Origin of the sequence: Serratia proteamaculans (assembly GCF_008830365.1) — a bacterium.
Lineage (GTDB): Bacteria > Pseudomonadota > Gammaproteobacteria > Enterobacterales > Enterobacteriaceae > Serratia > Serratia proteamaculans.
This window is the reverse complement of record NZ_WBKI01000001.1, coordinates 826,348-840,938: the sequence shown is the minus strand read 5'-3', so window position 1 is coordinate 840,938 and position 14,591 is coordinate 826,348. Positions and strand designations below refer to the sequence as shown.

General features: G+C 53.1%; 12 protein-coding genes and 1 pseudogene. 7 read left to right on the top strand and 6 right to left on the bottom strand.

Annotation, left to right across the window (positions count from 1 at the left end):
- Nucleotides 1-592 precede the first annotated feature (592 nt).
- From F8R23_RS03990 to F8R23_RS03965, 6 genes are all read left to right on the top strand, one after another.
- Nucleotides 593-1,870 (top strand): lysine N(6)-hydroxylase/L-ornithine N(5)-oxygenase family protein, encoded by a 1,278-nt coding sequence (locus F8R23_RS03990; protein ID WP_129934601.1) that lies wholly within the window; start codon nucleotides 593-595, stop codon nucleotides 1,868-1,870.
- 77 nt (nucleotides 1,871-1,947) lie between these two features.
- Nucleotides 1,948-2,826 carry an ATP-grasp fold amidoligase family protein gene (locus tag F8R23_RS03985; RefSeq protein ID WP_129934602.1) on the top strand — a complete coding sequence of 293 codons (879 nt, stop codon included), beginning with the start codon at nucleotides 1,948-1,950 and terminating at the stop codon, nucleotides 2,824-2,826.
- 362 nt (nucleotides 2,827-3,188) lie between these two features.
- Nucleotides 3,189-4,601, top strand: coding sequence for a GGDEF domain-containing protein (locus F8R23_RS03980; RefSeq protein WP_129934603.1), 1,413 nt, complete (start codon nucleotides 3,189-3,191; stop codon nucleotides 4,599-4,601).
- A 142-nt stretch (nucleotides 4,602-4,743) separates the two neighbouring features.
- Nucleotides 4,744-5,097 (top strand): DUF1428 domain-containing protein, encoded by a 354-nt coding sequence (locus tag F8R23_RS03975; protein WP_099062996.1) that lies wholly within the window; start codon nucleotides 4,744-4,746, stop codon nucleotides 5,095-5,097.
- Between the two features lie 12 nt (nucleotides 5,098-5,109).
- On the top strand, nucleotides 5,110-5,580 hold the full coding sequence (locus F8R23_RS03970) for a VOC family protein (RefSeq protein WP_129934604.1): 471 nt from the start codon (nucleotides 5,110-5,112) through the stop codon (nucleotides 5,578-5,580).
- A 212-nt stretch (nucleotides 5,581-5,792) separates the two neighbouring features.
- A complete protein-coding gene (locus F8R23_RS03965) occupies nucleotides 5,793-7,130 on the top strand; it encodes a D-serine ammonia-lyase (RefSeq protein WP_129934605.1) in 1,338 nt (445 codons plus the stop codon).
- Nucleotides 7,131-7,165: 35 nt separating this feature from the next.
- Here F8R23_RS03965 and F8R23_RS03960 read toward each other — a convergent pair.
- Both F8R23_RS03960 and F8R23_RS03955 read right to left on the bottom strand, forming a co-directional pair.
- A pseudogene (locus F8R23_RS03960) lies at nucleotides 7,166-7,306 on the bottom strand (IclR family transcriptional regulator); the annotation flags it as partial.
- Between the two features lie 14 nt (nucleotides 7,307-7,320).
- Nucleotides 7,321-7,977: a TetR/AcrR family transcriptional regulator gene (locus tag F8R23_RS03955; RefSeq protein WP_369804753.1), complete on the bottom strand. Its 657-nt coding sequence runs from the start codon at nucleotides 7,975-7,977 to the stop codon at nucleotides 7,321-7,323.
- A gap of 415 nt (nucleotides 7,978-8,392) precedes the next feature.
- Here F8R23_RS03955 and F8R23_RS03950 point away from each other — a divergent pair, with 415 nt between their 5' ends.
- Nucleotides 8,393-9,754, top strand: a complete 1,362-nt coding sequence (locus F8R23_RS03950; protein WP_390900941.1) for an MFS transporter — start codon at nucleotides 8,393-8,395, stop codon at nucleotides 9,752-9,754.
- Nucleotides 9,755-9,824: 70 nt separating this feature from the next.
- On the opposite strand, the gene F8R23_RS03945 is transcribed toward F8R23_RS03950, so the two are convergent.
- From F8R23_RS03945 to F8R23_RS03930, 4 genes are all read right to left on the bottom strand, one after another.
- On the bottom strand, nucleotides 9,825-11,261 hold the full coding sequence (locus tag F8R23_RS03945) for a 6-phospho-beta-glucosidase (protein ID WP_151415299.1): 1,437 nt from the start codon (nucleotides 11,259-11,261) through the stop codon (nucleotides 9,825-9,827).
- Nucleotides 11,262-11,384: 123 nt separating this feature from the next.
- Entirely contained in the window at nucleotides 11,385-12,119 is a 735-nt protein-coding gene (locus F8R23_RS03940) for a MurR/RpiR family transcriptional regulator (RefSeq protein ID WP_129934607.1), read from the bottom strand.
- A gap of 88 nt (nucleotides 12,120-12,207) precedes the next feature.
- Nucleotides 12,208-13,515, bottom strand: a complete 1,308-nt coding sequence (locus F8R23_RS03935) for an MFS transporter (RefSeq protein WP_151415298.1) — start codon at nucleotides 13,513-13,515, stop codon at nucleotides 12,208-12,210.
- A 90-nt stretch (nucleotides 13,516-13,605) separates the two neighbouring features.
- Nucleotides 13,606-14,556 carry a 2-hydroxyacid dehydrogenase gene (locus F8R23_RS03930; protein ID WP_129934609.1) on the bottom strand — a complete coding sequence of 317 codons (951 nt, stop codon included), beginning with the start codon at nucleotides 14,554-14,556 and terminating at the stop codon, nucleotides 13,606-13,608.
- Nucleotides 14,557-14,591 lie beyond the last annotated feature (35 nt).

Genomic DNA, 14,591 nt, shown 5'->3' with positions numbered 1-14,591 from the left:
CGTATGCGATGGCATAAATGACTAAAAACCATACAGACTTCTGTTTGATTTTTGCTCTGAAGCCATGAGTTTCATACAGTTTGTTGATATTTAACGATTTTATTTTAAATTTGTTTTGGCGAAAGCATTTATCTGGTGCTGTCCTGACTACAACGTTAGCTAAACCGAAGTGAAATTTTATGATTTTTTACGATTTCACTTTTAATTTCATATTAACAAATCGGTCTATTCCTTTAATATTATTTTTTTTCACATGCCAGCTTTCAACTTTAGCGCTACTCTGATTTGGCTGTGTCTAATCAAGGATGATGTCGGGCGAAATAGGCAGATTAACATAGGGATATGCTACCCATTTATCTGATGCCCATTGATTTTCATTTCCTGGAGGTTCGCTTCCAAAGCGCTCCTTGTTTATGGCTCCGCGAAGTTTTCATTTAAATAAAAATGAGTTTTCAAAGGCAAGATATGTTCGGAATTTTGTGAAAATAAAATGACGGGATGTTGGGGCCATTTTGATCTTTTAAATTTTGGCCGTCACTTTCCAAAACACAGAATACATATCTGTAAGTATATACATTCAGGAGCATACACAATGAACCAGTGTTTGGACTTTATCGGTATTGGCATCGGTCCGTCCAACCTCAGTATTGCTGCGCTTGGTAGCGAAATCGAAGGTTTTAATTGTAAATTCCTCGAGCGCAAACCGCATTTTTCCTGGCACCCAGGTATGATCCTGGCAGATTGCAGTATGCAGACCAACTTTTTGAAAGATTTGGTGACGGCCGTCTCGCCAACCAACCCTTATAGTTTTCTCAACTATCTGGTGAAAAGAAAAAAATTCTACCGCTTCCTGACGACAGAACAACGCACCGTGTCACGAGAAGAGTTTGCCGACTATCTTAGCTGGGCGGCAACGGGCCTGGATTCACTGGTTTTTAACCAGGACGTTCAGCGCGTGGAGTTTGATGACCAACAGCGGCAGTTTGTTGTCACCACCCAGAATGAGGTATTTCACGCCAAACATGTCTGCGTGGGTATTGGCAAGCAAGTCAAACTGCCCGACTGTGTGACCGAACAAAACGATCAATGTTTTCACGCCAGCGAAATGATGTTTCGTCAGCCAAACCTTAGCGGAAAACGTGTGGCCATTGTGGGCGGCGGTCAAAGCGGGGCCGATCTGTTCCTAAATGTTTTCCAGGGGGAATGGGGCCAGCCGGAACAGCTAAGTTGGATCTCCCGGCGTAACAACTATAACGCCCTTGATGAAGCTGCATTTGCCAACGAGTATTTTACCCCCGATTATGTCGAGGACTTCTACACGCTTGGCAACACGGCCAAACAGCAGATGCTGCGCGAACAAAAAATGACCTCCGATGGGATCACCAGCGAGTCGCTTTTGGCCATTTATCGCGCCATGTATCACCGCTTCGATGTCCTTCGGGATAAACGATGGGTACGACTGCTGCCCAGCCGTTCCGTTACGGCCCTTAATGCCAAAAACAATTCTTATCAGCTAGAGACACTGCATCATCTTGATCAAGGGCGTGAGACTCTTGATGCCGACGTGGTGATCTTTGCTACCGGTTATGCGCAGGCCCGCCCGGCATTTCTTGAATCCCTGGCTGACCGAGTGTTAACCGACGCGGATGGACAATATCGCATTGCCTCGGATTTTACCCTTGAACGGGAAGGGGTCCATGAGAATGCTTTGTTTGCCGTCAACGCCAGCATGCACCACCACGGTATTGCTGACCCTCAACTCAGCCTGATGGCCTGGCGATCGGCCCGTATCCTCAACCGGGTTTTAGGTAATAGCCAATTTGATCTGAGTACGGCACCGGCGATGATTCAATGGCGCAGTGAGCAATAACAGCCAATCGCTTTAACTTTCTTGGGTTCCTGCCAGGAGCCGTTTTAATACTTTTATCAAATGATAAGACAGGTTGTATGAGAAAACACATTAACAAATTTATCATGAATCAGTTGGCTACATTTGCGCCGACCCTCAAGACCAAATTTATCTACCAAAAAGCATTCGGGAAAAAATTAAATCTAAACCCGCCGATGACCTGGAACGAGAAGATAAATTATCTCAAGCTTAATGATTACAGTAACAATGCACTGGTGACGCAATGTGCTGATAAATATGCCGTCAGGGAGTATTTGAAAGCGAAAGGCTGTGAGGAAATACTCAATGAGCTTTACTTCGCCTGCGATTCAGCTCATGAGATCCCGTGGGAATCGTTACCTGACAAGTTTGTGATTAAGGGCAACCACGGCTCTGGTTACAACCTGATTTGCCAGGATAAAAAGTCACTGGATACCGTACAAGCCTCTAAAACCATTGAAAGCTGGATGAAAGAGGACTACTGGAAGGTCTATGCGGAGTTAAACTACAAGAAGATCACTAAAAAAATAATAGGCGAGAAGTTTATAGCCTCATCAGGTGGTCATGGCCCTGATGACTATAAAATATACTGCTTCCATGGTGTTCCTTACTGCACATTACTTTGTGTCGGTAGAGAAACCGGGATGCCGAAATATTACTTTTTTGATAAAGACTTTACGTTTCTCTGCTACAGCCAGGATTGTCTGGCGCTCAGCCAGCAAGAGATCGATGCTTTTGTGAAACCCGAAGGTTATGACGCGCTGTTTGAGTACGCCAAAAAATTATCTGAGCCTTTTGAATTTGTCCGCGTTGATTTTTATATCGACAACGGCAAACCCATTTTTGGCGAATTGACCTTCACACCTTCCGCCGGCATCGATACGGATATGCTCGAATCAACCGATATTCTGCTCGGGAAGATGCTGAAACTGAAATAGCGGCACGCCGCAGACAACGTTTGTAACTGTCTTTCCTGCTGGTTCACTCTGGCATGACAGTTGACCTCTCGACACCCTGTGAACCCTCCAGGGTGTTTTTAATTTGCTTGCAGATAATCCCGCCGACTCCCGCTCACCAGAGCAGTACCCCCTGTAAATCATCCCAAAGCCTGAGGCTACAGATTGATACATAATCATATTTTTAAATTTTCAATTAACGGATGCCAGGTCTGAGAAAAGTAGCAATAATGTCAGGCTGGCTGCTCAATTTACACTCGTGGTCAGACATGACCGGCAGGCTTATGGCCACCGTCATGCAGGCAGGATTTTATCCGTATTCTTCGTAAGCCCCTGGAAGCAAGATGCACACCACTGAGTTACCTGTCGCCACAAAAATACAGCCTGCGCTGATCGTCTTTCTGCTGGTGTTTGCCACCTGCATCTTTGGCATTGAAAGCCGCCCGACTGGCCTGTTGTCGGCGTTCTGGCCAACCAATGCGGTATTGCTGGCGATGTTGGTGCGTTATCCGGTGCTTGCCAGCCGTGTGGGGTGGGTGATGGCGGTGCTGGGCTATTTGGCTGCGGATTTGATCACCGGTAGTACGCCCGGCAAAGCCATATTGCTCAATGGTGCCAATATCGCCGGCGTGGCGGTCGGGTTTTATCTGTTTATGCGTTTATCGCCGCAGGTAAGAACTCTGGAACGCACCTCATCCAGTATTTTTCTGTTCGCCATCTGCCTGGTGAGCGCGATGGCTACGGGGATCCTCGGGGCCGGGGCTTCGGTGCTGCTGTTTGATCGCCAGTACTTACCCTCATTGGCGTTGTGGCTGTCGTCAGAATTCACTAATTACATCACGCTGATGCCGTTTATTCTGGCCTTCCCGACAGACGGGAAAATCTATCTGCGCAGTATCGTCCAGGCGATCACCCTGCGTAACCAGTGGTATAGCACCTGCAGAAAAATGGCGGTGTTAATCCTGCTGCTGTTGGCCTGCATCTGTAGCATCCTGATTGGCGGCCCCGGCGCGGTGATCTTCCCGATGCCAATCTTGCTGTGGTTGGCGATGTCTTTCTCCCTGTTCACCACCATGATCACCGTGTTGGCCTATGTGATATGGTGCCATTTGGCGATCGATCTGGGCCTGATCACCACTAACCTCGATATGAAAATGCTGCAAAATACGGTGTCGATGCGTCTTGGTGTGGCGCTATTGGCACTGGGTCCTATTGCCGTTGCCAGCATGAACTTTGCCCGCAATGCACTGCTGCGCAAACTTGAGCACGTGGCGAACCATGATGCGCTGACCCACGTATTGACTCGCAGCGCCTTTATGCAGCGCGGTACCAGGCTGGTGAGTCAAAAGGGCGAGCGGATCTGCATCATGATGCTGGACATCGACTACTTTAAATCGATCAATGACCGCTTTGGTCATGCTGGCGGCGATACGGCATTACTGTCTTTTACCCGTACCATTACTGCCGATCTGCGTGATAACGACCTTTTTGGCCGCATGGGCGGAGAAGAGTTTGCGATCGTTTCACCGATCGCACAGCTACAGGATGCGCTGTTGTTGGCCGAACGCCTGCGGCGCCGGGTTGAAATCGAATCTATCACCATGCCAGCCGGTACACCGCTGCAGATCACCGTCAGTATCGGCATGGTTACCTGCATCGGCGGAGCCGGGCAAAATCTGGACAACCTGCTGAAAATCGCCGATCTGGCGGTCTACAAAGCCAAAAATAGCGGTCGCAACCGGGTCGCTACGCCATAACTGCGCAACGTATTGACTCCGAGCTTTGAAACCCGTCGCTGTGCTTAATGGTTGACCCCGCTAATGGGGTCTAAAATGGAAGAGGGCGCAGGCAGCTCCGCCGGCGCCAACCCGACTGTCGAACCGACAAGAGGACACTCCGATGAAATATGTAGAAGGTTTTGTTGTGGCGGTGCCGGCCGCCAATAAGGAGGCGTACAAAAAACTGGCCGCCGCGACTGCACCGTTATTTAAAGAGTTCGGTGCTACGCGGATCGTCGAATGCTGGGGCAATGATGTTCCCGATGGAAAAGTCACCGATTTTCGCGGCGCGGTTAAGGCTGAAGCCGACGAGGTGGTTGTGTTCAGTTGGATCGAATATCCGTCAAAAGAGGTCCGCGATGCCGCAAGTCAGAAAATGATGACCGATCCGAGGATGAAGGCATTCGGCGACCAAATGCCGTTTGACGGTAAACGCATGATTTTCGGCGGCTTCGAAACTATTCTGGACCAGTAGCGGAGGGGGATCGTGAAAATTACCCAACACCTGTGGTTTGAGAAAGACATGGAAGCGGCGTTGCGTTGCTACGTGGCTTTAATCCCCGGTTCCTCCCTGACCTGGCAGTCCACCTTGCCTGCCGATACCCCCAGCGGACCGGCCGGCAGTGTCAAGCTGGCGTCATTTACCCTTGGCGATCAGCGCTATGCGGCGATTGAAGCCGGTCCTTTGGATCCCTTCAATCACAGCTTTTCCATTATGGTCGAATGTGTCGATCAGGCCGAAGTGGACCGCTTATGGGAAGCATTGAGTGACGGTGGCCAGGTTGAGCAGTGTGGTTGGCTGCGCGATCGCTGGGGGCTGAGCTGGCAGATTGTCCCGAAACGCCTGTCAGAGCTGATGAGTGATCCTGACAGCGTCAAGGTGCGCAGGGTCACCGAAGCGATGTTACAGATGGTCAAACTGGATATCGCCGGACTGGAAGCAGCGGCTCGCGGGTAAGAGTCGGTGCGTTAATGCCCCGCAGTCTCTTTTTTGTTGCGGGGCACTTAAGGTGATTTTCTGTCACTCAAGGAATCAATGTGAGCGAAAAATTGACGCAAATCATCTTTTTGCATCAATACTGCTCACCCAAGGTTGAGTTTTTATCATTTGTCAGCCTGAGCAAATCGCTGCACCCTAGGGCTAACCTTTATGCAGCGCAGAGAACAATCATGGAAAAGACACAGATTCAGCAGTTGGTTACGCAATTCCCACTGGTGCAGGAACTGATCGAGCTTAAACCAGTGACCTGGTTCAACCCGCGAGCGACCACTTTGCAGGTCGGGTTGCCGTTTGTAGGGCTTGACGCCAGCGACGTGAGCGATGCAGAGCAACGGCTGGCCCGTTTTGCCCCTTATCTGAGTGCTGCCTTCCCGGAAACTCGTGTCACCCACGGAGTGATCGAGTCCGAAGTAGTCGCCCTTCCTGCGATGCAAACTGCGCTCGATCAGCGCTATGGCCTGACGCTGGCTGGCCGCTTACTGCTGAAAAAAGACAGCCATCTGCCGATTTCCGGCTCGATCAAGGCACGCGGCGGCATCTACGAGGTGCTGGCGCATGCAGAAAAACTGGCGCTGGCCGCGGGCCTGCTGCAACTGACGGATAACTACGCCAGCTTGTTCTCGGAGGCGTTCCGTGAATTCTTCAGCGGTTACCGCATTGCCGTGGGGTCGACCGGTAATCTGGGGATGTCGATCGGTATTATCAGCGCCCGGTTGGGTTTCAGCGTCAGCGTGCACATGTCGGCCGACGCCCGCGAATGGAAAAAGCAAAAGCTGCGTGAGAATGGTGTCAACGTGGTGGAGTACGCGCAAGATTATGGCGTTGCCGTGGAACAGGGCCGTTTGCAGGCGGCGAGCGATCCGCGCTGTTTCTTTATTGATGACGAGAACTCACAGACGCTGTTCCTGGGTTATGCCGTGGCCGGTGGCCGTCTGAAGCGGCAGTTTGCCGACAGCGGCGTCAAGGTGGATGCTCAGCACCCGTTGTTCGTTTACCTGCCTTGCGGCGTCGGCGGTGGCCCTGGCGGGGTGGCGTTTGGGCTGAAACTGGCCTTTGGCGATCATGTACACTGCATCTTTGCCGAGCCGACGCATTCACCTTGTATGCTGTTGGGGGTGCATACCGGCCTGCACGATGGCATCGCGGTGCAGGATCTGGGTATCGATAATCAGACGGCGGCGGATGGGCTGGCGGTAGGGCGCGCATCCGGCTTTGTCGGCCGTGCCATGGAGCGGCTGCTTTCCGGTTTTTACACTCTCAGTGACCGCGAGATGTTTGCACTGCTGGGGCTGCTGGACAGCCATGAGCACATTCAGCTCGAACCTTCGGCGCTGGCAGGCATGCCGGGCCCATGGCGAGTCACGGCTGATGTCGAATGGTTGGCGAGCCAGGGGCTGAATGCGGAACAGATGAACAATGCCACCCACCTGGTGTGGGCCACCGGCGGCGGTATGGTGCCTGAGGCGGAGATGACCAAGTATTTGGCCACCGCGCACCAGTCGATTTAATGAGTGAGTAGCGAAAGCTCCTCTGCGCCTTCCAGCAGGATCGGCAGTTGCGGGGTAAAAGCCTGGATCACCTCAAGCCCCCGGGCCGGCGACGCCATAAAATTGGGATCGCCCCTGGCGGCGGACAGTGAACTATCAGGCGCGGCGATCTCTTCGCCGGATGAGGTCTTGGTCATCACAGTCTCCGTGCTTACAGAGCCAAATAACGCAGGGTTGCCACAACGGCTAACCGACGGATGTGACGAGCCTGATCTTCCTGCGGCTCATGGTTTTCAAACAGTGTATTAAAGGTGTACTGGTTAGCGACGTAGTGGAAACACAGGCTGCTGATCAAACGATGCACATCTGTGGCGCTGGCGTCTGGGGTGAACTCTCGCCCTTGCTTGCCGCGCTGCAAAATATCTTCCAGCAGGGTCAGGGCGCTCTGATTCAATGCCTTAATACGTGGCGACTGGCGGATATACTGACCGCGCATCATGTTTTCCATGCAAATCACCCGGATGAAGTCGGGGTGCTCCGCATGATAGTTAAAGCTTTCTTCGACCAACCTTGTCATGGCCGCCACCGGCGGTAATGCCTGCAGATCCAACCCCATTTCGTGCGCACGGATGTGCTGATATACGTGTTCCAGTACCTCCAGGTACAGCGATTCCTTGGTCTTGAAGTGATAAACCACCATGCGTTTGGTGGTGGCCGCGTGCTCGGCAATGTTTTCCATGCGGGCGCCTTTCAGGCCGGCCTCGGCGAACTCGGTCAGCGCCGCAGCGAAAATACGCTGCTTCAGGCCAACGGGGTCGTTTTTGCGTTTGGTGGCAGTGATCTCATCATTCTTCAAAACATCAGTCACTTATCTTTAGGGGAACACCAGTTAAGAGTAACCGGGGTCACACGGCAATACAATCCGCCATAGCCGGGCTTTTGTGAACGACGTCATATTGCTCACAGGTAAACCTGCGCGGCGATAACCTGAGGGTTGAGACGATCCCTCTCACAATTCGACAACATTATTTCCCACCGGGCAACGGACTGCCGGCCGGATGATAAAGGGCTTTACGGGTTTGCTTGTTAGCATATTGTTTTGAGTTAATCGGATGTGGCAGTTTTTTTAATTGAGGGTAAATGTACCGTCAGGTTCGATAGACGCCAGATTATCGATAATCCCCGTTGCCGACCTGCACCGGAGTTCATACATTAGAAGCGGGAAATTCAATGTCAGTTCGATTATCGAACACCTGCACTTATTGGCGTCTGTCCAAGGAAAAATTGTGGCTTCAAACGAAATTGATGTTCGTACGCTGATCAACGATCGTCCGCTGTGTGGTTACCAAAAACTGATTATTTTGCTGGGTTTTATCGTGGTTGCGCTCGATGGCTTCGACATTACCCTGATGGGATTTATCGCGCCGGAGCTGAAAAGCGAGTGGGGCGTCAGCAATCAGCAACTGGGTATGGTGATGAGCGCCGCGCTGGTCGGTCTGACCATCGGCGCACTGCTTTCCGGGCCATTGGCGGACTGGCTGGGCCGTAAAGTGATCATCATCAACAGCGTGTTCTTTTTTGGTGTCTGGACGTTGGTCACTGCGTTTTCGCACACTATTGATCAAATGATTTTCTTCCGATTTATGACCGGGCTGGGGCTGGGGGCGGCGATGCCGAACGTCGGCACGCTTATCTCTGAATATGCGCCGGAAAAGAAACGTTCTTTTATTATCACCGTGGTGTTTTGCGGTTTTACTTTCGGTGCCGCGCTGGGCGGGTTCGCTGCCTCGTGGATCATTCCGCAGATGGGCTGGCATGCATTGTTGCTGCTGGGGGGCATACTGCCGCTGCTGAGCGTTCCGCTGTTGCTCGCCAAACTGCCGGAGTCGGTGCGATTTTTGGTCACCAAACGTGCCAGCAAGCAACGCATTGGCAAGATTGTAGAAAAGCTGGCGCCGGGCAGTACCGACGCCAACACCCACTACACACTGCCGTCGCGGGTAGCCCCCGGTAAAGGCTCGATGCAGATTGTGATCTCCCGGCAGTACCGATTTGGCAGCCTGATGTTGTGGCTGGGCTATTTCATGGCCCTGTTTTTGGTCTATCTGCTGGGCAGTTGGTTACCGACGCTGGTAAAAGGCATTGGAATGAGCGTGGCGCAGGCGGCGGTGATTACCGCGTTGTATCAGGCTGGCGGCACCTTCGGCTCACTGTTTGCCGGCTGGTTGATGGATAGGGTCAATCCCCACCGGGCACTGGGCGTGATTTATCTGTTGGGTGCCGTGTTTACGTGGTCGATCGGCCTGGCGTCCCACTGCAGTTTGCTGCTCGGCGTGTTGGCGTTAGCCTGCGGTTTTTGCCTGAACGGCGCCAATACTGGCATGAATGCGCTGTCGGCTCATTATTACCCGACCGAGGCGCGGGCCACCGGCTCCAGTTGGATGCACGGCGTTGGGCGTATTGGTGCCATTCTGAGTGCCTTTGCCGGGGCGGAAATGCTGGCGCTGGGCTGGGGCTTCGATCGCATTTTTACCCTTATCGCCATTCCGGCGCTGATCACCGCCTGCGCCATTTTTATCAAGGGTGCCAAGGGCTTTAACCGTCAGGCGCAGTTGGCCAGCCAGGTTACCGCCAAAAGCCTTTGACCTCACTGGCTGAGTCGTTGCAATTAGTAGGTTTAAGGGCGGCAACGCCGCCCTTAAGAAATAGATATGACTAAAGCTGTTCGCCGTTGCTGGCGATCACGCGGCGGTACCAGTCAAAGCTCTTTTTACGTGAGCGCTCAAGGGTGCCGGTGCCATCGTCATGTTTATCGACGTAGATAAAGCCGTAGCGCTTGCCGTACTCGCCGGTAGTGAAGGAAACGCAGTCGATGCAGCCCCACGGGGTGTAACCGATCAGATCCACGCCGTCTTCGAACACCGCTTTTTTCATCTGTTCGATATGCGCACTCAGGTAGTCGATACGGTAGTCATCGTTGATTTGACCGTCGGCCTCGACCTTATCGAACGCGCCAAAGCCGTTCTCAACGATAAACAGCGGCTTTTGGTAACGCTCGTACAGCACATTCAGCGAATAACGCAGCCCAACCGGGTCAATCTGCCAGCCCCAGTCGGAGGCTTTAACATGTGGGTTTGGCACGTTGCCGGGGAAGCCGAACATCGGATCACTGCTGCTCACAGCATCGGCCTGCAGGGCGTTACTCATGTAGTAGCTGAAACCGATGTAATCCGCGCAGCCTTCACGCAGGGTTTGCTCATCTTGCGGCTGCATTTCGATCTGCAAGCCCTTGCGCTGCCAGTCGCGCAGCAGGTAAGACGGGTAGTAACCGCGCACCTGGACGTCGGTGTAGAGATAACGCTGGTGCATGGCTTCAACGCTGTACATCACGTCATCCGGCTTACAGGAGAACGGGTAGAAGGGCACGCAGGCCAGCATGCAGCCGATTTTGAACTCCGGGTTAATCTGGTGACCCAGTTTCACCACCTGGGCGCTGGCAACGAACTGATGATGCAGCACCTGATACAGCGTCTGTTCCGGGTTCTGTTCTTCGTTATACACCACGCCGGAGCAGCAGTAGCCGAACAGCGGATACTGGTAGTTGCTCTGGTTGTTGATCTCGTTAAAGGTCATCCAGTATTTAACTTTATGCTGATAGCGGCGCAGCACCACTTCGCTGAAACGCACGAAGAAATCGACCACCTGACGGTTTTTCCAGCCGCCATACTCTTTCACCAGGTGATAGGGCATTTCGAAGTGCGACAGGGTAATCACCGGCTGGATATTGTATTTCAGCAGTTCATCAAACAGGTCGTCGTAGAATTGCAGACCGGCTTCGTTTGGCTCCAGCTCATCACCTTTAGGGAAGATGCGCGTCCAAGCGATCGAGGTGCGGAAGCATTTGAAGCCCATCTCGGCGAACAGCGCGATATCCTGTTTGTAGCGGCCGTAGAAATCCACGGCTTCATGGTTAGGGTAGCGATAGCCTTCCAGTACGCCATCGGTCATTACGCGATCCACGCCGTGTGCACCACCTGACAGCACGTCAGCAATGCTTGGACCTTTGCCGCCCTGATCCCAACCGCCTTCAACCTGGTGCGCGGCGACCGCGCCACCCCACAGAAAATCTTTCGGTAACTGTTGCTGTTTCATCGCTGGTTTCTCATTCGCTTATTCATGAAAGGTTCTGAGAATATACTAGCAAGCTGGGATTGAATGTCACGATATAACAAAATACCGATTTGGTAATTTGTCACATTAAAAAAACAGGCTGTTTTATTTACTGGCGTTAATATGGCCCAGCCGCTTGCCGATAGTTTCAATAATGTAAATAACCGGGATCTGGGTGGTGATGTTATGTTGCCCGGCAATCAACTGCGGGGGAACGTGGTAGGAGAGGTTGAAGTCCGCCATACGCGCCAGTGACGAGGTTTCGTTGTTGGTGATGCTGACGATTTTGCAGTGGTGCAGGCTGAACTGGCTGGCGAGGCGCAGGATCTCTTCGGTCTCACCGGAGACGGAAAGCATGATCGCTACCGCGCTTTTATACATGTCGCTATTGATCGGATAATAAGGGTCATCAATATGGGTGCTGAATTTCCCCACATTGGAAAAGAAACGCGCACCATATTTCCCCAATGCCCCTGAGGTACTTACCCCGACAAAAATAATGCGTTCGGCGGCGGCAATATGCTGCACCGCCTGGTCAATCAGCTGATTAAACTCATCGTTATTGATGCTTTTAAAGAAGTTGATGATTTCACTGGTGCCAAAATCTACCGGTGGTGTCTCACTCTGCTCAAGATACAGTTTGAAGCGGATACGGAATTCGGAATAACCTTCGCAACCCATTTTCTTGCAGAAACGCAGCACGGTAGTGGTGGACACCCCGGCGGCCTCGGCCAGTTCGCGGATGGTCATATACATCACCGGGGTGTTGTTTTTGATGACGTAGTTATAAACCATCAACTCCAGCGCATTGAGTTCGGCAATTGCTTTATGGGTAAACATAGACCTATCCGGCGAGTAACAACAGACCTTAATAAGCGGGCTAACATAGCAAATTTTGCCGTTGCCCGCTCGTGGTTTTCGTTGTTATTCAGGCGCGTTTGGCCTTCTCCAGCAGCACGTCATGCGTCGGTTCGCTGCCGGTCAGATCGCATTCCTTCGGCAAGCGCCAGGCGATGATACCGGCGATGATCAGCGATACCGCCAACGCGCAAACCGCGACGTTCTGACCGTACAGGTAGATCATCATGCCGACCAGATAGGGGCCACAGAAACCGCCCAGATTGCCGAGGCCGTTAATCACGCCGCGTGCGCCACCGGCCACTTCCGCCGAGGCGATACGCCCTGGCATCGACCAGAATGGGCTGGTCGCCGCCTTCAGGAAGAAGCCACAAACCACCAGCGCGATATAGGCTGCCACTACGTTATGGCGTAACACCACCGAGGCCAAAAGCGCGGCGGCAAAGCAGAACAGGGAAACCATCACCCACAGCCGACGTTTGCCGGTTTTGTCGGTCAGCACCGATATCAGGTAAATCCCCAGCAGGGTCGCGACGAACGGCAAGATCGCCAGGAAGCCGACCGAGGCCATATTGCCACCGGTCAGGTTTTTCAGAATGGTCGGCAGCCACAGGGTGTAGCCATAGTCACCGGTCTGGTAGAAGAAGTTCAGCAGTACCAGTTTCATCAGCCCCTTATTGCGGAACACATCCTTTAACGGTGCGTTGCTGACCGGCTGGGTTCTGCTGCGGATCTCACGTTCGCGCGTCAGTTCTGTTATCAGATATTCGCGCTCACGGGCCGGCAGCCAGCGCGCCTCCTGCGGACGATCGCTGATCAACAGCCACCAAACGGCCAACACCACCAGTGACAGCAAACCTTCGAGGATAAACAGCCAGCGCCAGTCGAGCTGGTTAATGATGGCACCCGAAATGGGGGCGGTAAGCATGCCACCCAGCGGGGCGAACATCATGACGAAGGCATTGGCGCGACCCAGTTCTTTTTCCGGGAACCAATTGCTGATCATGGTCAGCACCACCGGCAACATGCCACCTTCGGAAATGCCTAATACAAAACGTAACACCAGCAGTTGGTAGTGGTTTGTGACAAAGCCGGTGGCCACCGAAACCACCGCCCAGGCACAGAGTGACCAGGCGATAAAGCGTTTGCCGCTGCCGTTAACCGCAATGCGGCCGCCGGGAACCTGCAAAAACAGATAACCGATAAAGAAGATGCCGCTGGCCAAACCCGCCATCTGGCTGGTAATGCCCAAATCACTTTCCATACCACCGGGCAAGGCAAAACTGATATTAACCCGGTCCATAAAGGAAATAATGCAGGCGATCAGGATCGGGGCAATGACCCGCAGCCAGCGGGTGTTGGGTATTTTCTTATCCATGGCGATCTCTCTTTACAGGACGCAGGGAGAACCTCCAGAACGGGAGGTTCTGTTATTCGGCAAGAATAAAATCGAACTAAAGCGGGTTAATTACTCGATGGCGTGGGGCAGTGGTGCCTGGTTGAAAAAGGCTTCAACGTTGGTGAAGACGATGTCGCTCATTTTTTGCCGGGTTTCCTGGGTGGCACTGGCGATATGCGGTTGCAGCACCACGTTTTCCATCGCGAGCAGTTCGGCAGGCACCTGCGGCTCCTGGGCGTAAACGTCCAGCCCGGCGCCGGCGATGTCACCGTTTTGCAGCGCGGCGATCAGATCCGCTTGGTTGACGATGCTGCCACGGGCAATGTTGATCACCAGTGCGTGCGACGGCAGCGCGTCAAACACGGCTTTGTCTACCAAACCGGCGCTGTCCTTTCCGCCCGAAATGGCAATCACAAAAAAGTCGCTTTCTCGCGCCAATTCCAGCAGATCCGGGTAATAGGCATAGGGCAGCGTACTGTCCTGCCGGTGGCTGGCGTATTGGATGTGCATGTTGAAGCCGGTGGCGCGCTGGGCGATGGCACGACCGATGTTACCCATGCCAAAAATCCCCAGACGCTTTCCGCTGACCTGTACCGACAGACCGGGTGCCTCCTGCAGCCAGCGGCCTTCACGGACAAAACGGTCGTTATGGCAGAGCTGACGAGCGGTGGCCAGCAGCAGCCCCAACGCCATATCCGCCACGTCTTCGGTCAACGCGCCGGAGGTGATGGTGACGGCAATGCCACGTTGGCGGGTGTACTCCAGGTCTATCGCATCGGTGCCCACACCAAATACCGCAATCAGCCCCAACTTCGGTAATTGCTCGAGAATCGGCGTGGTGACGCCGATATCGCCACGGGTAACAATCGCGTGAAAGGCTTCTCCCTTGGCGGCGAGAAACGCCACCGGGTCCGCTTGTTCATACAGTCGATGCACCACAAAGGCCGCCTCAAGGCGGGCCTGCAGGTTTTCCATCACGGGGGCAATTAACAGTACTTCATTGGGCGTTGGGGTTGTCATGGTTTCACCTGCTTAAAAAAAGTCGCTTCGATAGA

Excerpts from the sequence above, each read along its gene's own strand:
- F8R23_RS03990 (WP_129934601.1), top strand. The coding sequence starts at position 593 with ATGAACCAGTGTTTGGACTTTATCGGTATTGGCATCGGTCCGTCCAAC.
- F8R23_RS03985 (WP_129934602.1), top strand. The coding sequence starts at position 1,948 with ATGAGAAAACACATTAACAAATTTATCATGAATCAGTTGGCTACATTT.
- F8R23_RS03980 (WP_129934603.1), top strand. The coding sequence starts at position 3,189 with ATGCACACCACTGAGTTACCTGTCGCCACAAAAATACAGCCTGCGCTG.
- F8R23_RS03975 (WP_099062996.1), top strand. The coding sequence starts at position 4,744 with ATGAAATATGTAGAAGGTTTTGTTGTGGCGGTGCCGGCCGCCAATAAG.
- F8R23_RS03965 (WP_129934605.1), top strand. The coding sequence starts at position 5,793 with ATGGAAAAGACACAGATTCAGCAGTTGGTTACGCAATTCCCACTGGTG.
- F8R23_RS03945 (WP_151415299.1), bottom strand. The coding sequence starts at position 11,261 with ATGAAACAGCAACAGTTACCGAAAGATTTTCTGTGGGGTGGCGCGGTC.
- F8R23_RS03940 (WP_129934607.1), bottom strand. The coding sequence starts at position 12,119 with ATGTTTACCCATAAAGCAATTGCCGAACTCAATGCGCTGGAGTTGATG.
- F8R23_RS03935 (WP_151415298.1), bottom strand. The coding sequence starts at position 13,515 with ATGGATAAGAAAATACCCAACACCCGCTGGCTGCGGGTCATTGCCCCG.
- F8R23_RS03930 (WP_129934609.1), bottom strand. The coding sequence starts at position 14,556 with ATGACAACCCCAACGCCCAATGAAGTACTGTTAATTGCCCCCGTGATG.